General features: G+C 58.5%; 14 protein-coding genes. 3 read left to right on the top strand and 11 right to left on the bottom strand.

Annotated elements, in window-relative coordinates; all coding sequences use genetic code 11:
- Positions 1–30: 30 nt before the first annotated feature.
- Positions 31–1,518, top strand: a complete 1,488-nt coding sequence (locus tag VG146_09305; GenBank protein ID HEV2392546.1) for a hypothetical protein — start codon at positions 31–33, stop codon at positions 1,516–1,518.
- A 27-nt stretch (positions 1,519–1,545) separates the two neighbouring features.
- Here VG146_09305 and VG146_09300 read toward each other — a convergent pair whose 3' ends face one another.
- The 3 genes from VG146_09300 to VG146_09290 form a co-directional block, all read right to left on the bottom strand.
- Positions 1,546–3,246 (bottom strand): AAA family ATPase, encoded by a 1,701-nt coding sequence (locus VG146_09300; protein HEV2392545.1) that lies wholly within the window; start codon positions 3,244–3,246, stop codon positions 1,546–1,548.
- A gap of 10 nt (positions 3,247–3,256) precedes the next feature.
- A complete protein-coding gene (locus tag VG146_09295; protein HEV2392544.1) occupies positions 3,257–3,457 on the bottom strand; it encodes a hypothetical protein in 201 nt (66 codons plus the stop codon).
- A 78-nt stretch (positions 3,458–3,535) separates the two neighbouring features.
- Entirely contained in the window at positions 3,536–5,488 is a 1,953-nt protein-coding gene (locus VG146_09290; GenBank protein HEV2392543.1) for an Hsp70 family protein, read from the bottom strand.
- 470 nt (positions 5,489–5,958) lie between these two features.
- Here VG146_09290 and VG146_09285 point away from each other — a divergent pair, with 470 nt between their 5' ends.
- Entirely contained in the window at positions 5,959–6,630 is a 672-nt protein-coding gene (locus VG146_09285; GenBank protein ID HEV2392542.1) for a phosphopantothenoylcysteine decarboxylase, read from the top strand.
- 116 nt (positions 6,631–6,746) lie between these two features.
- A complete protein-coding gene (locus VG146_09280; protein ID HEV2392541.1) occupies positions 6,747–7,619 on the top strand; it encodes an alpha/beta hydrolase in 873 nt (290 codons plus the stop codon).
- Positions 7,620–7,664: 45 nt separating this feature from the next.
- Here the strand turns inward: VG146_09280 and VG146_09275 are convergent, their stop codons facing one another.
- The 8 genes from VG146_09275 to VG146_09240 all read right to left on the bottom strand — a co-directional run bounded on the left by VG146_09275 (position 7,665) and on the right by VG146_09240 (position 17,706).
- The gene (locus tag VG146_09275; protein ID HEV2392540.1) at positions 7,665–8,762 is read right to left on the bottom strand and encodes an agmatine deiminase family protein; all 1,098 of its coding nucleotides are present in this window, start codon (positions 8,760–8,762) and stop codon (positions 7,665–7,667) included.
- Positions 8,763–8,870: 108 nt separating this feature from the next.
- Positions 8,871–9,890 (bottom strand): glycosyltransferase family 9 protein, encoded by a 1,020-nt coding sequence (locus VG146_09270; GenBank protein ID HEV2392539.1) that lies wholly within the window; start codon positions 9,888–9,890, stop codon positions 8,871–8,873.
- On the bottom strand, positions 9,869–10,960 hold the full coding sequence (locus tag VG146_09265; GenBank protein HEV2392538.1) for a glycosyltransferase family 2 protein: 1,092 nt from the start codon (positions 10,958–10,960) through the stop codon (positions 9,869–9,871). Before VG146_09265 ends, VG146_09270 begins: the two co-directional genes overlap by 22 nt.
- 97 nt (positions 10,961–11,057) lie before the next feature.
- Entirely contained in the window at positions 11,058–12,047 is a 990-nt protein-coding gene (locus VG146_09260) for a hypothetical protein (GenBank protein HEV2392537.1), read from the bottom strand.
- Positions 12,048–12,051: 4 nt separating this feature from the next.
- A complete protein-coding gene (locus VG146_09255) occupies positions 12,052–12,267 on the bottom strand; it encodes a hypothetical protein (GenBank protein HEV2392536.1) in 216 nt (71 codons plus the stop codon).
- A 146-nt stretch (positions 12,268–12,413) separates the two neighbouring features.
- Positions 12,414–14,048: a hypothetical protein gene (locus VG146_09250; GenBank protein HEV2392535.1), complete on the bottom strand. Its 1,635-nt coding sequence runs from the start codon at positions 14,046–14,048 to the stop codon at positions 12,414–12,416.
- A 32-nt stretch (positions 14,049–14,080) separates the two neighbouring features.
- The gene (locus tag VG146_09245; GenBank protein ID HEV2392534.1) at positions 14,081–14,869 is read right to left on the bottom strand and encodes a hypothetical protein; all 789 of its coding nucleotides are present in this window, start codon (positions 14,867–14,869) and stop codon (positions 14,081–14,083) included.
- Between the two features lie 197 nt (positions 14,870–15,066).
- The gene (locus VG146_09240; protein HEV2392533.1) at positions 15,067–17,706 is read right to left on the bottom strand and encodes a hypothetical protein; all 2,640 of its coding nucleotides are present in this window, start codon (positions 17,704–17,706) and stop codon (positions 15,067–15,069) included.
- Positions 17,707–17,766: the final 60 nt, after the last annotated feature.

The raw sequence follows: 17,766 nt of genomic DNA, 5'->3' as shown, positions 1-17,766 counted from the left end.
CTCGACATGAACAGCCGCCTAAAAAAAGCAATGCTGCTGCTTCTGGCCTGTGCGCTGCTCACCGTCACCTATTTCATCCAGGAATCGATGAACCACGACCGCGACTCGCTCGGCCTGACCCGTATCCAACCCCTCGAAAACGCACCTCCCGCCCTCGCCTTCACCACCATCGCTTTGGGCGGTTTTCGCGGCCTCATCTCGAACATCCTCTGGATTCGCGCCAACGATTTGCAGGACCAGGACAAGTTCTTCGAGATGGCGCAATTGGCAGATTGGATCACCAAACTGGAGCCGCACTTTGTGCTGGTCTGGGCCAACCAAGCCTGGAACATGGCCTACAATATCTCCGTCAAGTTCAAGGATTATTCCGACCGCTGGCGTTGGGTCGAGGCCGGCATCGAGTTGTTGCGCGATCAAGGCCTGCCCGAAAACCCGAATGAGCCGCTCCTCTACCGCGAGCTGGGCTGGTTGTTCCAAAATAAGATCGGCGCGAACCTCGACGATGGGAACATGTACTACAAGCAACAATGGCTCAACGAGATGTCCAAAGTCTTCGGCAAAAAAACCCCCAATCTCGACGAGTTGATCCATCCCCAAACCCAGGACCAAACAAATCGCGCCCGCCTGCTGGAGGACCATTACAAAATGGACCCGGTTTTCATGAAAAAGGTGGATGAACAATATGGCCCACTCGAGTGGCGCCTGCCCGAGGCCTCCGCCGTTTATTGGGGCGCCATGGGCTTGAAAAAGGCCGAGGAAAACCCTACCAAGATAAAAACCATTGACCTGCTGACACTCCGGCGGCTCATCTACCAATCGATGATGGTCAGTTTTCAGCGCGGACGGCTCATCCCCAACCCTTTCAACAAAGCAATCGCCGAGTTCGGTCCCAACCTCGATATCATCCCCAAAGTCAGCTATGCCTACGAAGAAGCGGCCAAAGAAGACCCGCCCGACCGCGACCACATCCTCAGCGCGCATCGCAATTTCCTCCGTGATGCCGTTTACTTCCTTTACGAGCACAACCGCATCCCCGAGGCCTCCCGCTGGTTCAACTATTTGGCGGAAAAATATCCCAATAAAACACTCCTCGATTTCACAACCAACTCTTTCCCAAGAAACCTCACGCTCGATGAATACGCCGTGGACCGGACTCAGGAGGATGTGAGTGATGCCATGTCGCGCGACCGGGTCAAAAGCGTCATTGAAGGCCTGCTGATCAACGCCTACACCTGCCTGGCGGGCGGACAGGACGAGCGCGCCGCCGGGTTCAAACTCTTGGCCAATAAAGTCCAAAAACTTTATTCCAGCAACACTGCCCCGCGCAAAGACGCCATCCCCATGCCGCCCATCGAACAAACACAACGCGACGTTTTGAAGGGCTTGCTCGACCCCGGGCACGGCCTGCCACCGGAGGTCCGCGCTGTCCTACGCTCCAAGCTGGGTATGGCCGCAGAGGCCGAACCGCCCGCCCCCGCTTCCACCAATGCCCCGCCCGAGAGTGTATCGAGCCGGTGATTGAATATTTGGAATGCGCTGCCTCCGTCAATCCAGCAATGCCAGCACCTCTTGGCGGGTTAGGGTCTCCCGGGCCAGCAGGGCCTGCGCGAGCTTCTCGGTCTGCTCCTTGTGCTCCTGGATAAGCCGGTGCGCCTGCTGGTCCGCAGCTTCGAGCAACCGGTTTATCTCCTCTTCGGCCTGGCGTTGCTCCGGCTCGTAGTAGAGCTTCTCGCCCATGCCCCATTCATGGATCATCTTGCGGGCGACCTTGCGCGCGATGTCCAGGTCCCCTGCCGCCCCATTGGTGGTCGAGTCGTAAAAGGTTTTCTCCGCAGCCCGTCCGCCCATCAGGACGAGCAATTCTTCCAGCAGAAAGCTCTTGCTTTGCAGGTTCTGGTCTTCGTCGGGCAACAAGGTGGTGACACCGAGGGCCTGGCCGCGCGGGACAATGCTCACTTTGTAAAGGGGCGGCAGCAGCGAGGTCTGCAGATGAATGAGCGTATGGCCTGCTTCATGATAAGCCACCATCTCCCGTTCCCTCTGTTTGAGCACCATCGATTTGCGCTCCTTGCCGTAACGGACCTTGTCGCGCGCCGACTCGAGTTCGGTCAGTGTGATCTGATCCGCGTTCTGCTGCGCGCAGAGAATCGCCGCTTCGTTGATCAGGTTCGCCAGGTCCGCTCCGGACATTCCCGGCGTCGTCTGCGCGATCACGTCCAGCGCCCTGCCCGGTTCCAGAATCGGTTTGCCTTCCGCGTGGCTCTGCAGAATCGCCCGCCGCCCCTTCATGTCGGGATAGGGAACATTCACTTTCCGGTCGAAGCGTCCGGGCCGCAGCAGGGCCTCGTCCAAATCCTCTGGCCGGTTGGTTGCCGCAACCACCACAACCCCCTGGCTGGTTTCAAAACCGTCCATCGCCGCCAGGAGCGCGTTGATGGTTTGCTGATGCTCGCCGTGTGTTTCAAATTTACGGTTCTTGCCCACACAGTCGATTTCATCGATGAAGATAATGGCCGGTTGATTCTGCCGCGCCAACCGGAAGAGTTGCCGCACTCGCTTGGCGCCCACGCCGACAAAGACCTCCGTGAAGTCGCTGCCGTGCGCGCTGAAGAAATTGGCTTTGGCCTCGCAAGCAATCGCCTTGGCCAGCATGGTCTTGCCTGTGCCCGGAGGACCGATCAGCAAAACGCCTTTGGGCAAATTGCCGCCGACGCGCTGATATTTCCTGGGGTCCCGCAGGAAATCGACAATCTCCTGCACCTCGCCTTTGGCTTCTTCGATTCCCGCGACATCCTGAAAGCTGACCTTTGGCCGCTGACGGACCCTCGAATTTTTGCCACGCCCGACGTTATACTGGTAAGCCATCAACCCGATGACCAGGGCGGCTATCACTCCTGTCGAGAGCAGGTTAATCCATTGCCCGCGCAGGCTCTGGCCGGGCAAATCGGCTTTGACCTCGGCTTTGTCGAAAAGAGCTTTGACCTGCGCCTCCTCCAAATGCGTGGTAACGAAGACCCTTTCAGTGTGGTTGCCCGTAACATGATTGGCCTCGATGTGGTAAAAGCCGCTGTAAGGGGTCGGGCTGACCCGCACCCCCGTGAGCGCTTTGGTCTGCATCAGTTGCTCCAATTCAGGCCTGGTGATTTCGCGGGCAGGGACGTGATTGAACCAGACCAGAGTGAGGACAACGCCGGATAAAACCACTGCGATGGCGCTCAAGAGTTTTACATTTTTCAGGTATCGCATACGGAACAGCCTAGAGATTGATCGGTTTTCCTGGCAAAGTAAGGGGGTGCGGGTCCTCGGAGGCGGGTGCGAACGCCATGCCTGCAGAAGGCGCCGTTTCGACGGGCAGGTTTCCGGTTTTTTCCATGTGCCGCGCCAATTGATGCGCCAGCACCAACAACGTGGACGTCAGGAGGATGCTCAGACCTTTCATGTTGTTAAAATCACCCACCGGCTTTTAATTAAAATCGGACCCGGACTGATTCCGGCGTCGGTGTTTGGACTACAGAGAGGCCCCGCCGAAAAAAGTTCAGCCCTGAATGACGCCGCGTTTGCGCAGCAAGGCTGCCATCGAGCGGTCCAGCAGGATTTCCGCGAGCGGTTTGGTCGCTTCATCCAGGGCAGCGCAGGCGCTCAGCAGTTGGCTCGCATCGCCTGTTTTTGAATCGGGACCTTCGCCTCCTGATGCGGCCTGAACATTTGCCAGCGCCGCCTCGAGCTGCGCCCGGTACTCGGGCGTGAGTTCCGAGGCGCACTCGGTGAGGCCCTTGCGGGTTGCCTCGATCAACTGCCGGGCCTTGAGCCTGGCTTCAATCCAGCGGCGCGCCGCCAGGTCCTCGAAGGCATGCGCCACCGATTCCTCGACCATCTGCTCAACCGCGGCGTCCTCGACATCCACTGCCGATTTGAGTTCGAGTGTCTTTTCCCGCCCGCTTCGAATATCCCGAGCCAGCACGTGCAGGATGCCATTGGCATCGATCTCGAACTGGACTCCCACCCTGGGGACTCCACGCGGGGCCGCATCAAATTCAAGGGTAAACCGGCCCAGGCTCCAGTTGTCCCGCGCCCGCTCGCGCTCGCCCTGGAGCACGTGGATGAGCATCTGGCGCTGGTTATCGACGGCGGTGGTGAACATCTCGCCCGCCTTGACCGGGATAGTCGAATTGCGCGGGATGATGACATTCATCAAACCGCCAAAGGTTTCGATGCCAAGCGAGAGCGGAGTGACATCGAGCAACAGGACGTTCCGATAGCCTCCCGAGAGAATCTCCGCTTGGATGGCTGCGCCCAGTGCCACCGCTTCATCCGGGTTTTGCGATGTGTTGAGTTGCGGCCCACCGGGCCGGTGGTACTCGGCGCCGAGCCGGAGCGAGCCGCGCGTTTCCTCGAAGTCGGCGCAGCCGAAGAGTTCGCCCACAAACTGCCGGACCAAGGGCATGCGGGTCTGGCCGCCGACGAGGATGACCTGGTCGAGGTCAACCGGATTGAGCTTGGCGTCGGCCATGGCGCGCAGGCAATGAGGGCGTGTGCGCGCAATAATGTCGCGGGTGAGGTTCTCGAACTCAGCGCGGGTAAGCTTGTATGTGAAGCTGAAGTCCGGAGTCAGGAAGGGCAGGACGATTTCAACTTCGGTCTCGGTTGAGAGTTTGATTTTGGCCTCTTCAGCGGCTTCCCGGAGACGTGACAAAAGAGTCATTGTTTGATCATTCCCCTCCTTGTGAGTTGCACCCGGCATGTCAGCGACAGCCGGTCCACCAGCGACTTTGATTTTGCTGAGCAGGAAATCCACCAGGCGTTTATCCAAATCGTCGCCGCCCAGGCAGGTGTTGCCGTTGGTCGCGAGCACCTGGAAGACGCCTTGGTTTAGTTCGAGGATGGAAAGGTCGAACGTGCCGCCGCCCAGATCGTACACGGCGATGCGCGCATGTTCCTTTAGTTTGTCCAATCCGTAGGCCAGCGCCGCAGCGGTGGGTTCGTTAAGAATCCGCTCGACGGTCAGCCCGGCCAGTTCACCGGCCTTTTTAGTTGCGTTGCGCTGGGCGTCATTGAAGTAGGCCGGCACGGTGATTACAGCGCGGGTAATGTCTTCGCCCAAGTAAGCCGACGCATCCGCCTTGAGCTTTTTCAAAATCGCCGCAGAGATTTCCTCCGGGCTAAAGGTTCGCCCGTGAATATCAATGGTCAGCGGTTCCGGGCCTTGTCCTTTAACAGGATAGGTGACGAGGAGTTCTTCGCTTGAAACATCCGCGGCGCGGCGGCCCATGAAGCGTTTCACCGAATAGACGGTTTCCCCCGGCCTGAGCACGCGCATGCGGCTGGCTGGAAAGCCGGCCAGGGGAGCCGCAGCGGGCGCCGGGAAATGAACCACCGAGGGCGTGAGGCGCCTGCCCTCCGCATCGGCGATGACCAAGGGGATGCCTGAATCCACCGTGGCCACCAGGGAATTGGTGGTGCCTAGATCAATGCCGACGATTTTGTTCATAGAAATGGGTCGGTGCCCCACCATTTGAACATGCGGAACCGCTGCTAATTCTGCAAGGAGAACCGCGGAATACGTGGAATACGCGGAAAACCTCCGCCGAAACCATAAGGCCCGCAGTTCAAGACGCTGGCCCGCCGACCCAACCCGGGGGGGCAGCGTTCCCCGCGCAGCGTCGTGGACTGCGCCAGTCCTCTGGCGCTTTCGGATGTCCTCGCCGTCTAACCATTTCCCTCTGGCTTCTTCATTTCCGCGTATTTCACACTGCTATGATGCAAAGTTTCCGCAGCCGCGGAAATTTTAGCCGCCAGAAAACTCAAAGAACGCAAAGGAAAAACTTAAATCTTTGCGTTCTTTCCATTCCTTTGCGGCTCATCGCTCGCGTTGCGGCGCTTCCGCGCTGGGGCATGCCGTGCTTTCACCTCCTCGATTCAAAAATTTGGATTTTCTCCACCCGGTTGGTAACCTGCGGTGTGCGCTGCATTGTAACCGCAGGCCCAACGTTCGAACCGCTGGATGCTGTCCGGCGGCTCACCAATATGTCCACGGGCCGATTGGGATCGGAGCTGGGCAACTTCCTGGCCAGCCACGGGCACGAGGTGACGTTGCTGGCCGGCCAGCAGGCGACCTGGCGTGGCGAGCGGCGCGCCCAACACGTCGAGACATTCACCACGACCGCTGACCTTCAAGACAGGCTGCGAGGGCTTTCGAGCCAGGCCGTCGATGCCGTTTTTCACGTTGCCGCCGTGAGCGATTTTTCTTTTGGGAAGGTTTGGAGGCGCTCGCCGGAGGGAGAGTTGGTCGAGGTTCGTTCGCGGAAGTTTTCGACACGGGAGGGGGCGTTGGTGGCGGAGTTGATGCCGACGCCGAAGGTCATTTCGGCTCTGCGTGACTGGTTTCCGCGGGCACGGCTCATGGGTTGGAAGTATGAGGTGGAAGGGGACCGAGCATCGGCGGTTCGGTCGGCCAGCGACCAGCTTAGGGATTGCCGCACGGATGGCTGCGTTGCCAACGGGCCGGGGTATGGACCCGGGTTCGGGCTGGTCAACCGCGCGGGCCAATGCGAGCATCTGGAGGGTGACGAGGCGTTATTTGCGGCACTCGAACGGTGGGTGAGCGGAGACTGGAGTGAGCTCAAAACGTAGTGATGGAGTGCTGGAGTATTGGGTTTCCCACCACTCCATCACTCCAATATTGCATCAGTCCGTCTCGCTCGTTTTCCACGGAATCAGGATGGCTGAGACTAGCAAGCAGGGATAACTTGGACCAGGAAATCAGATTGAAAGACGGGCGGCGGTTGGGGTTCGCCCAGTTCGGCGACGCGAGCGGGCCGCCATTGTTGTATTTTCACGGGTGGCCCAGCAGCCGCCTGGAGGCGCGCTTGCTCGAAGAGGAGGCCGGGGCGCAGCACTGGCGGCTCATCGCGCCCGACCGGCCCGGTTATGGCATGTCCGACGCCCGCCCGGGCAGGACGCTGAGTAATTGGAGCGCAGATGTCACGGAGTTGGCCGACCGTCTGGGTCTTGAACGTTTTACGGTGCTCGGGATGTCGGGAGGCGGGCCTTACGCCTGCGCGTGTGCGGCGCGGATTCCTCAGCGGCTGAAGGCAACGATACTGGTGGCCGCATTGGGTCCGGTGGATGCCCCCGGGGCGACGGACGGGATGGTGGCGCTGAACCGTTGGCTGCTGGCGCTGGCCCAGAAGGCGCCTTGGCTGGCGGAGCGCATCGGGACGGTGTGCCTGCGGGCGCTGTGGCGCAAAGGCCAACAAGCCATTCCCAGGCAAATCGAGGAGCGGCTCGGGGCGCCGGACAAAGAAGCGCTGGCCGATCCGGAGTTGCGAAGGAAACTGGTGGAAAGTTCGATGGAGGGTTTGCGCAACGGCGTCGAGGGGGCCGCTCACGATGGGTTCCTCTATGCGCGTCCATGGGACTTCGCCTTGAGCGCTATCCAAGGGCCGGTGCATTTGTGGCATGGCGAGAAGGACGTGGTGGTGCCGGCGGGCATGGGGCGTTACCTGGCCAAAGCTATCCCCAACTGCCGCGCCACGTTTTGTCCGGACGACGGCCATTTTTCTTTGCCGGTGCGGCGGATGAAGGAGATTCTCGGGGCGGTGCGCGGCAACGGCGGCTAAGGCGCAGGCGGGAGCCAAAGCGGCTGTTGGGCGTTTAAAGAGTCGTCAGGCCGGCTGCTGCTGGGTCAGGCAATGGAGCGTCCCAAACCCTAAAACCAGGTCCACTGCGTGGATGCCGATGACTGGCCGGTCCCGGAAGAGTTCCGCCAGAATGCCCAGTGCAATCCGGTCGTTCGGATCATTGAACGTCGGCACCAGAACCGCCGCATTGGCGATATAAAAATTGGCGTAGCTCGCCGGAAGCCGGTATCCATCGAAATAGAGCGCTTTGGGCATCGGCAGCGGCGCCACCTCCGGCCGTGAACCGTCTTCCAGACGCAGCTCACCAATCCGCTCCCAATTCTGAGCCAGCGGGCGGTAGTTGGGGTCCTTGGAATCGGTCTCTTTGATGAGAACCGCCGTTCGCGGGTTGACGAACCGGCAGATGTCGTCAACGTGGCCGTGCGTATCATCCCCAACCGGGCCCGCTGCCAGCCACAAGACATTCCTCACTCCGAGGTGCTTTTTCAGCCCGTGCTCGATCTGTTCCCGGCCCAAACCTGGGTTGCGCACTTGGACCTTCGGATCGAGATAACATTCCTCTGTGGTGAGCAGAGTCCCCCTGCCGTTCACATCGATGCCGCCGCCCTCGATAACGAACTCTTTTCCATCATGTTCCGCGTTGAAAAGGCGCTTGCGCAACAGCCTGGCTGCCATCTCGGGCACCCGGCGGTCTTTTTGCCAATCGTCGTATTTGGCCCAGGCATTGAAGTGGAAATGGACTATGGCGGTTTCTGTTTTGTGCTTCCGGCCTTTGGCGAGGCGCCGCCGGACAAATATTGGTCCGCTATCGCGCATCCAGCCCCGGTTAGTCGGATAGGTGATAAAGCGGACGTTATCGAGGCTGCAGCCCGCCCGGCTTAGATACCGCCGCGCCTGGCGCTCCTCGGCCAGGTTCGCAACCAGCATTCGCACCAACTCGCCCGAAGCGATTTTGCGCGCGATTTCGCCATAGACCCAGCGGACCGTGTCGAGCTTATCTGGCCAATCCGTCGGATTATGGGGCCAGGCCAGCCAGGTGGCTTCGTGCTCCTCCCATTCGGCGGGCATGGCAAACCCCAGCTCGGCGGGGGTGCTATTGTTCGAACGCGCTTGCTTTACCATAGGACAAGGGGCCGGAAGATAGAGTCCCCCCTGCGACTTGTCCACCGCCGACTGAGTAGATTGTGCAAAGTGTTGGGAAGTCCTTTGCGGCTCATTCGGCCTCGCAACTCAGCAGGATGCGATCCCGTGACGAAAATGGGACGGAATTTGCGGGAACTCGGGTCCCAGGTAATTGATCGAACCTCCGGCGAAGTAAAGTTCGATGCGCCGGACCACTTCTTCGGGAGTAATCATATCCATGCACCGCGGCAGGTTTCCCGCAACATTTACGCACAGATTCTCAGGGTTGTCTTTCTCGTCGCCATCGCCCAGAGGTGTTACTCTCGATTTCCAACAACCACCGGTTGCGCAGCAGGGCAGCGCTCCAATTGTATGAATGAACTGATGGCCCAGGTAGGCTTCCCAGTGCGCAGGCTCCCGCCCGCCTGCGATAACAACGCAGGGCCGTGTAGCCGGGCCGCCCGGCTTCGATGGCATCGCGGCGGCGAGATGCATCACCGCCGTTACCGGACATAGCACGCCTTGAGAATGATACACCAGCCGCACCAGGTGCCGAAGATCTGTGCACCCGCGCAGATCAATGACCCCTTCCAACGCTGGATGGTGATCTTCGGCTCGGCCCACTTGAACAAAAAGAAGTTTCTTTTGAAAATGATCTACTACCCGCTGATATCGCTCCGTCTCCCACCATTTGTTTGTAAAATCCGATTTCCCTCCCGCCGAGACAATCCAAAATGGCCGGTCATCGCCACAAAGCTCATGAATTTGAGACGGCCATGATTTCTCCTCGTCGGACAGATGGATATCGCCCTTGAAGGCCGTTGGTCCGATGTCTAAATCGAGTTCCTCGTTCAGAAACTCGATGAACGCATGGATGAAATGGTAGGGCCGCTGGTTGCTGAGATGTATTAGAGGGTATTGGCAGTCGATTGCGCGGACATTGGGATCCTTCTCATCAAGCGGCGTTAAGTAAGGATTGTTCTCCCAGAGTTCCGGGAAAGGAGTCCTTACATCAGTCAGGAACTGGCCAGGACAGCACCGATGAATGTCCCGCACAGCGGCGGTCAACATCACGATGTCACCTGCCGACAGAAAGCTCTTCAGAATCAACTTCGCAGAGTTTGACATGCTGCGGGATCACCAAAGGCCAGGCCGTTTCTGGCATCCCCGGAAGCCCCTAATGGAATGCGAAAACCGGATGGAATACCAGCTTGTGAACACTCCGGACCCTCCCGTTCGGGTTCCATTCCCAGATGCCTGCAACAAGTCACGTACTCCCGCGCCAGATCTGATTCATAGGTACCCCTCTCGATGAACAGCAGATCATCGGGATAAGCGGCTTCGATTGCAGTGCGCGAGAACAGGTACCCCAGGTGGTATTGCTCGGTTTCGCGATAGTATTTGGCAATGTGGAACAGCGGCTCGATTCGTGACGGACGGAACTGATAAGCTCGCAAGTATTGGTTGAGCACGAGCAACCATGCGACTCCAAGCCGCTGTTGAAGCGACGCGACCTGATAAAGAGAGTACCACACCTCCTCGTCCCAACCGCCCATCGCGGCGCGCTTTTCATACAGCTCGATGGCTTGCGGCAGGTTTCCCAAATCGCGGAACGCCTGTGCCAGGTAAAACGTGGCGCGCGCAACGTTGCTTCCTCGCCTTATACTCTCTTTCAAAAGCTCGATTTCGCTTTGGATGTCGTCTTTGGACGCCGCCGTGGGTGTCTGACGTTTCACGCTCAGTTCAAGCAACTTCTCCCTCGTCATAGCCGTCATCGACTGGATGAATTGGCGCGTCAAACCCGCGTAGCGCCATTCATGCCGGTCGCTTATGAGGCGTTCTACCCAACACTCAAATTGCCCCTCCTCTTTCACCAAATACGAGTCTGCCCCCAACTTCTCTCGGAAAGCTGCGCCCCCGCGGACTTCCAGGTTCGGGTCTAGCAGAAGGTGATACTCCGCGTTGCCCCTCGCCAGACAGAGGGCCTTGGTGAGAGCGGGTGCGACATCCATCCGGGGGATTTCGTGGAGGGTGCCCGGAATTTCCCTAAGCGCCTCCCGAATGATGTCCTGCGTGCCATCCGTCGAGCCAGAGTCGCAAATCACCCAATGATCGATAACATCCTTTGCTGAATTTAGGCACCGGCCAACCACTGCGGCGCGATTGCAAACGACCATGACCAAGCACACTGTTTTCATTCAGAAAGTCAAAGGATGTTGCGGGGTCCTTTAGGGTTTACCCGTTTACCACAATCGGTCCGGCACAGGATCGCCGCGGTTGAACCGCTCCTCCTGGTCATTCCCATACCTTTGCTTTCCCGTTGTACTTGAGCACCGTTCCTGAGATGCCCGAACCTCCCGATGACCCAGACGTAGGGCTGCTGCCTGAGCCGCTGCTGCCGGGTGCGCCGCCAGCACCGCCCAAGCCTCCCAGCGCGCTCAGCGTTCCCGATGCGAGACTGTTGTAAACAAGATAGACAACCCCGCCCCCTCCGCCACCTCCACCCCCGGCCCCACCACAACCTGAACCCTGCCCACCGGCCCCGCCGCCTCCTGTTCCACCGACGGCATTAATCGTTCCGCTGGTGTTGTTGAGCGTGGCGGCGAAGATCATTAACACGCCACCACCGGCGCCCCCTCCGCCTCCGCCACCCCCAGCGCTGCTCCCGCTGCCGCCGCCACCGCCGCCACCACCGCCTCCAGCCCCGCCCGAGATCAGAGTTACGCCTGCGATCAGGTGATGGTCGAGCGCTCGAAGCGGGCGGTTCGAACTGATCGCCCCCGCACCTCCTCCTCCGCCCCCGATCCCACCGGCGCCGGCGCCTCCGCCTCCGCCCGCACCTCCGGCTGCGCCCATAGCAACTGAGGCGGACGAGCCGTTCGTACCAGCGGTTCCAGACCCCGTCCCGCCCGAAGCGCCGGCGCCCCCTGCGGCAGACCCGCCCAGGTCCCCAGCCGCCGCTGCCGCGCCGCCAGCACCGCCCGCTGTGCCGCTTCCGCTGGAACCGGCATTCCCTGCGTTGGTTATCGTTCCATTATTCGTAAGAGTGCCATTACAGAAAATCTTGTATCCCGCCGTTTTGATCGTAACACCACTATTGACCGTGATCCCGCTGCAGAAGATCGATCGGTTGAGGGTGTATGTGCTGCTGCTCGGCGCCAAACCGAGCACGGTTGAGCTGCCATCAAATGTCACCGTGCCGTCCGAGCCGTCCCCGAACATCCCGCTTTCAAGGAAACTCCGCTCCAGTATGACTGTCCTGCCTTGTGTGTCGGTGGTCCTCATGAGATTACCTCTGGATGCCGCTAATAATGCAATCGATTCCGGATGCGTTAGCGTCGCCTTTAACTATATCGCCAGCCGTCATCGTGATCTCTTGATCGTCGAGAGCCAAACCTCCCGCAGGAATAGTCATGTTCACCGGTATCAAATGTCGGTTCGTCTGGTCGCTGGTGGTCCTCCAGAGGTATAGATTCACCGTTGCCGCTCCCGTTCCGGTGTTCACAAGACGAATGCTCTTCACGATCGTCGTTAGCGGAGCAGGCGAGGAAGGGGATGTGTAAAGAGTCCCAGCCGACCCGCTGGGTGTAGCAAGTGATCCACTGAACAGAGACAATATTTGAACTGCCATTAGCTGCCTTCCTTTCCTTGTTATGATTTTTTATTAAACAGACCCATCACCAGGGCGTCGTCAGCCTCGGTGGAAAGCTCGTCGTATTTTGTGCCGTTATCCCCACTGACGCCTTGAATCAAGACGCCAGAGGGCCATTGGTTATTGAAATAACCGACCGCGCCGCAACGGTCGTTTTGCATCGGGGGCGGACTCGTGGGCGCAGATTCTATGACGTTGTTCCTCACGAGCAAATTGGCAGCGCTGTTAAGCTGCATGCCGTAGCCCACATAGTTGCTCTCAAAAGTGCCGTCCAGATACCGCAATTTGTTGTCCCGGATTACCACGTTGGAGAAAACATAGTACGGGTTAGATGGGTCCTGGCTCGGAGTTGAAGCTGCCCAGGAATCGTTCAGGTGAAGCGCGATGATCCCGCTGCCCGACGTCGCGGTGGCCAGTTCGACCACGTTGCCTTCGATGAGGAGACTTCCGGGGGCGGGAAAATTCCCAAGCCGAGAGGCATTCCCAACCCCAAACACCTTCTGGACCGAATTGACGGTGTCCCCAGTAGTCTTCGAGGTTCCAAACGTAAAGGTCGTGTTCGAGAAGGAGGCTGACTGTACGGTGACAACGATACCATTGTACGCACCCGTTGTATTCAGCAATGCGGAGTCGCCAATGGACAACATGTGCCCGGCAGAAATTGTGACTGTTGCCACCGACATCGACTCGGCAAGGGTTCCACTTCCCGACATTGCCCCGAGATTCCCCAACAAAACACCTTTATTCACGTTCTTGAACCAGTTGTTCCGAATCAGAATATCCTGCGCGTTGGCGGTCTGTTGGTAAACGCCGTACGAAACGTTATGGATCTGGTTTCCCTCAATGATACCGGCCTTACACCACGCCAAAGATAGGCCGCGAACCTCAAGTGAGAATGGGTACGACTGCCCCGAATCTGCAAAGCAGTTTCGAATGTAGGGCGCGACGCCATATGCAACCGGGTTCGTTGGTGGCGATTCCGTGCCCCCACAATGAAACACGGTCATCGGCCCAGTGTTGCTGGAGCTTGCCGGATTGACCGCAATGCACTCCTCAATCCCGCAGTCCTCAACCCAGGCCAGGTCCGTTGCCGTAATGACGCTGATGACGAAACTCGCCCTGCTCGTTGACCTGGTTCCCCAATTAATCACCTTTATCCGGCGCACCCTCGTATGGTTGCCAAAAAGCCGGACCGCCCCGCAGGCAGCCGAAGCCCCCGAAAAGCCGCCAAGATTGCAATCGATTGTGAGATCCGCAACTTCGACGAAATCCAGCGAGTTCGGCTGACCTCCCGAACTTACCGCGTGCCCGACAGCATAAAAATGGGCGTTCGCCGAGCTTCCGGCCAGCTTCAACGTGGTAATATCAACACCAGACCCAACAATCCTGGTCGCCGCCTTTGGCTGCCAACCTCCGCTCGCTCCATCCGAATAACCGTTCGTTTGGAACATACCGGGCCCCAAGTGGATGCAAGTGTTGGCCGCCACGCCGCTCATGATAGCGTCGAATTTCGCCTGCGTGCTCCCATCGAATGGATCGTTCTGTGTGCCTGTGCCCGCGACGCCGTCGGTCCGCATGGCCACCCAAAGGTCCATCCGGTACGGATCCAGGAGCAGAGCTTCAACGAAACTCATAGCGTTGCTTGGTTTTCATTATTTTTTCACTCTCACTGGCCCCCAGGCCATACGAGCCTGTAAAACTGCCCAGACCCTGCGGATTGGGCTGGGAAATAGTAGCGCTGGAAGAATTCGTTGGAGAAAACTCCACTCGTGTTAACGTCCTGCCACCCAGACGGATTAAACATGTCGTGCGTGCTTTGCAAGACAAAGACCGTGGGCTGGGTGGGCCATTCGATCGCGATGTAGTTGGTTGGGGTACCAAAAAAGGAAGTGTAGGCATTCAGAGAGGGGATAGGATCGAGTTGGATCAGGGAAAGCAACCCAACGGTATCAATTCCGTCGGCGACCGTGGATGCCACATTGGTGCTCCAAACCCTCGAGATTTCATCGCTGGGTGAATCGTACGCGGTGAAGCTCGGCGCTGGGTTGTGGGTGTCCAGCGGACCCGCTCCGTTAAAAATACGGACATCCACCAGGAGGTTTCCAATGGCTGGATTGTAGCGGAACGGCGTGCTCAGGAATATCACCTGCCTGTCGCCCGGAAAACCTCCTGGAAAATTGTAGTTGGTGGGGCCTAGAACAACCATGTCGTCGGTCCCGACGTTGTCACTAAGGATCGCGCTTAGGCCATCAGCGCTCCTGCTCGTTGTTGACAGGTTAATCTGCATGTTCGTTATCGTCCAGGGGTCTGCGCTGGGCTGCGAGCCGATCCCGTTCGGGCTTAAAGAGAACCAGATGGTGGTAACATAAATAAACTCGGATCCCAGGTTTGTGAACAGCGACGCATTGTAAACCTGCTGGTACCGCATTGACCGCAAACCTTGAAACTGCTTCATGAGAAAAGGAAAATCACTGATTGTCTGCGCCGGGCCGGGTGCCGGCGCACTAGGTGCTGTGACAAACGCGTCCGTCGCCCCGAGGTGGCACCTAGCGACCAGAAGCAATAAGATGAGAAGCCATGCTCTCACCGAAAAGCTGTTCTGAACTGCCGGTCTAAACCAGTTAGTAGTCATCATCTAATGTCCTCAGGTCCTCAGCAAAGGGCCAACGCCTCAGCGTCCTCCAGGGTGTTCGAAAGCTCGTTCACGGCCATGTTGGTCGCAGAGTTGAACCCTTGTATCAAAACTCCGCCTGAGCTTTGATTCGCGAAGAATTCAGTATTGCCGCAATATTCAAATTCAACAGGTGTTGAGGAGTCTAAGTCCATTACGTTTTCTTCCACAAGGAGGTCGCTGCAGCTATCGACGGCGATTCCGGTTCCGTCTCCTGGCCTCCCACTATCCGAAAGCCCATCAATGTGTCGGATAACATTGCGACGCACCACGGCCTCATCGTAGAGAAGCGGTTGGTTATTAGCACCGCCTTGCATTAGGACCGCAAACGGTGGTCCAAATGACGTTGGTGTAGGAACAAGCTCAACTACATTATTTTCCACAACGATTCTCTGAGTTTGCCAAAGCCTTGCGTAATACCCAGAGGGGCTCGATCCTGACGTGTTGGGGGGATTAGGGTTCGCGGGCAGGTTGAAATAGAATATTGTTTGTTCGTCTGGGTGCGCCCCGAGTGCCGAAACGACGAAATAGCCAGTGTACGGCTGGTACGGCTGTGTTCCCTGAAAGTCGACTTTGGTGATGTGAACGACGTCCCCAACCGAGAATCCATGTTCGGGAAATAGGGACGTGTCGATAGTCGCCTTAGCCACGTACAGCCCGTTTGTGAGGGCATATGTTAGGGACTGAAGCAGTTTCGCGGCATCCGCCGTCGCATACCCAGCACCGGTGGCTGGTCCGGCCGGCACGCCATTCATCACGTATTCGAATTGTGTTAGTGTCAACCCACTAGACAGGATGGTCCAGTACTGCCCGGCTGGACTGTTGTATTGTGGATAATTCGCACCTGCGATGAGGACCTGATCGTTCGCGGAAAACCCGTGAGCGATGGAGGTGGTGGCAATGGCTGTAGTGCCCGCGTTGGTGATTGAGAGCGGAATCAAGGTTGTACTGCGGCTCAAGCCGCCCAGGCTTTCGGCCGGCCCAGCCACGACTCCCCTGTAATAATTGTTGCGGACAATCAGGTCTCTCGAATTGTAGGTGTCGTGATAGGGGCCGCCTGTCCGAAGGTTGCAGACGCGGTTGCCCTCGGCGACAGCGGCGGTGCCGGCGTCTGCCGAGAGCGCTTGAAACCCAACGCCGATGAAGCCTCCTGAACTTGAACCGCCTGGATAGGGGCTGAGCGAAAACTCGAACTGGTTAAAAGCGATTACGGCGCTCACTTGGAAAACCCCATTATAGCCCGAAACCGGCATCTCGCTGATAACGACGGTGGATCCGGGAGCCAGGAAATGCGGCGTATCCGTGGTGATCGTGGCCGTGCCGGAGTTCCAGGAAGCCGAGGTGATCTGGATCACTTGGCTGGAGAACCTCCCAACCCACATGTCTCCCGAGGGGGTAACCCCGCTGCCCTGGGCGGGGTTGGTGACGTAGGTGAATGAGTAATCGTTCACGTACGTGATTTGGTAACAACCATTGAGAGAATTATTCGTGTTGCCGCTCAGCAACGCCCCGCTGATCCGAACCCAGTCGTTCGTCACGCGCCCGTGCGGCAGTCGCGTTGTAACGGTGGCCACGCCACCAGCGCCCACGGTGATGCTTGAAATGGAGACCGGGTCCTGCCGGTATTCGCCGTTGATAAAACACCGCCGGACGACGCAGGCCCGGTGATAAGCGGTGACTCCGTCCGTGGGCCGCTCCCCGCCCCCGATATTGGTGCATGTCGTCTCCCGGGCATTGTTCAGCGACGGTTGCTCCAGAATACAATCCTCGATGACATCGTCAAAGCACTCCTCGCCAGCGTCGGAGAGGTCCGGGTGCGCTCCGCCGATAGTGAGCGGAAAGCACTCAAAACCGGGCGTCTGGGTCCCATAATTGATGACCCGAATCCTCCTGGTCCGCGTGTGCTTCCCAACCACCTGTATGGCCGCGCAGGCGAGGGTCGAAGACATCTGGCCAGCAAGGTTGCAGTCCACCGTGAAATCCGATGCCTCGAACGAGTCAAGGTAGTCGTTATAATTGCTCCCGATGGCCACGTATTCATAGTCCAGGCTTGCCCCAACGACCTGGAGGATGGTCACCCCCATCCCCGAACCGAAAACCTTCAATGCCGCACCCGGCCGCCACTGAGTCTGAGACAGCCCCGGCGCAAATCCTTGGGTCTGCAGCGTGCCCGGTCCTAAATGCACAGCAACCGGAGGAATAACGGGCAGTGGAACCACAGCCCCGGCGGCAACGGCCAAACGGCAGGAGATCACACCGGTTGCCGCTGCACCGGGCGTTCCGCTCATCGTGTACTGAAATGTATTGGCGCCGATGTTGACGTTGAAGATGGAGAAGATGCCATTGTAAAGACCGCCATCCAGCCCGGTGGCCCCGACGATCAGCACCAAATCGCCGTTGCTGTATCCATTATTAATCGCCAAAACGGTGGCCGTAGTGGAACTCCTCGTAATGCTGCTTACGGCTATTGGCAGCGCTAGCATAGCACCATCGAACTTTGCCTGGGTGCTGCCGTCCAGAGGATCACTCTCAGTGGCGGTGCCCGACACCCCATCCGTCCGCGGCGCGATCCACACGTCGAGCGCAAAGGGGTCCAGCAGAAGCGCATCCATCAGGGACATAGGTGTTCCTTTAGTTTACGGCTGAAGGACAAGATACACGGCTGCCCCCCCCCCCCGGGG

It is taken from the genome of Verrucomicrobiia bacterium (assembly GCA_035946615.1).
Classification (GTDB): Bacteria; Verrucomicrobiota; Verrucomicrobiia; order Limisphaerales; family UBA8199; genus DASYZB01.
Note: the sequence above shows the minus strand (reverse complement) of the source record. Positions and strands in the feature narration are given on the sequence as shown.

What these genes read in the sequence shown, in the direction of transcription:
- VG146_09250 (HEV2392535.1), bottom strand. Translation starts at nt 14,048, where the DNA reads ATGAGTTTCGTTGAAGCTCTGCTCCTGGATCCGTACCGGATGGACCTT.
- VG146_09260 (HEV2392537.1), bottom strand. Translation starts at nt 12,047, where the DNA reads ATGAGGACCACCGACACACAAGGCAGGACAGTCATACTGGAGCGGAGT.
- VG146_09270 (HEV2392539.1), bottom strand. Translation starts at nt 9,890, where the DNA reads ATGTCAAACTCTGCGAAGTTGATTCTGAAGAGCTTTCTGTCGGCAGGT.
- VG146_09265 (HEV2392538.1), bottom strand. Translation starts at nt 10,960, where the DNA reads ATGAAAACAGTGTGCTTGGTCATGGTCGTTTGCAATCGCGCCGCAGTG.
- VG146_09305 (HEV2392546.1), top strand. Translation starts at nt 31, where the DNA reads ATGCTGCTGCTTCTGGCCTGTGCGCTGCTCACCGTCACCTATTTCATC.
- VG146_09240 (HEV2392533.1), bottom strand. Translation starts at nt 17,706, where the DNA reads ATGTCCCTGATGGATGCGCTTCTGCTGGACCCCTTTGCGCTCGACGTG.
- VG146_09290 (HEV2392543.1), bottom strand. Translation starts at nt 5,488, where the DNA reads ATGAACAAAATCGTCGGCATTGATCTAGGCACCACCAATTCCCTGGTG.
- VG146_09275 (HEV2392540.1), bottom strand. Translation starts at nt 8,762, where the DNA reads ATGGTAAAGCAAGCGCGTTCGAACAATAGCACCCCCGCCGAGCTGGGG.
- VG146_09245 (HEV2392534.1), bottom strand. Translation starts at nt 14,869, where the DNA reads ATGAAGCAGTTTCAAGGTTTGCGGTCAATGCGGTACCAGCAGGTTTAC.
- VG146_09300 (HEV2392545.1), bottom strand. Translation starts at nt 3,246, where the DNA reads ATGCGATACCTGAAAAATGTAAAACTCTTGAGCGCCATCGCAGTGGTT.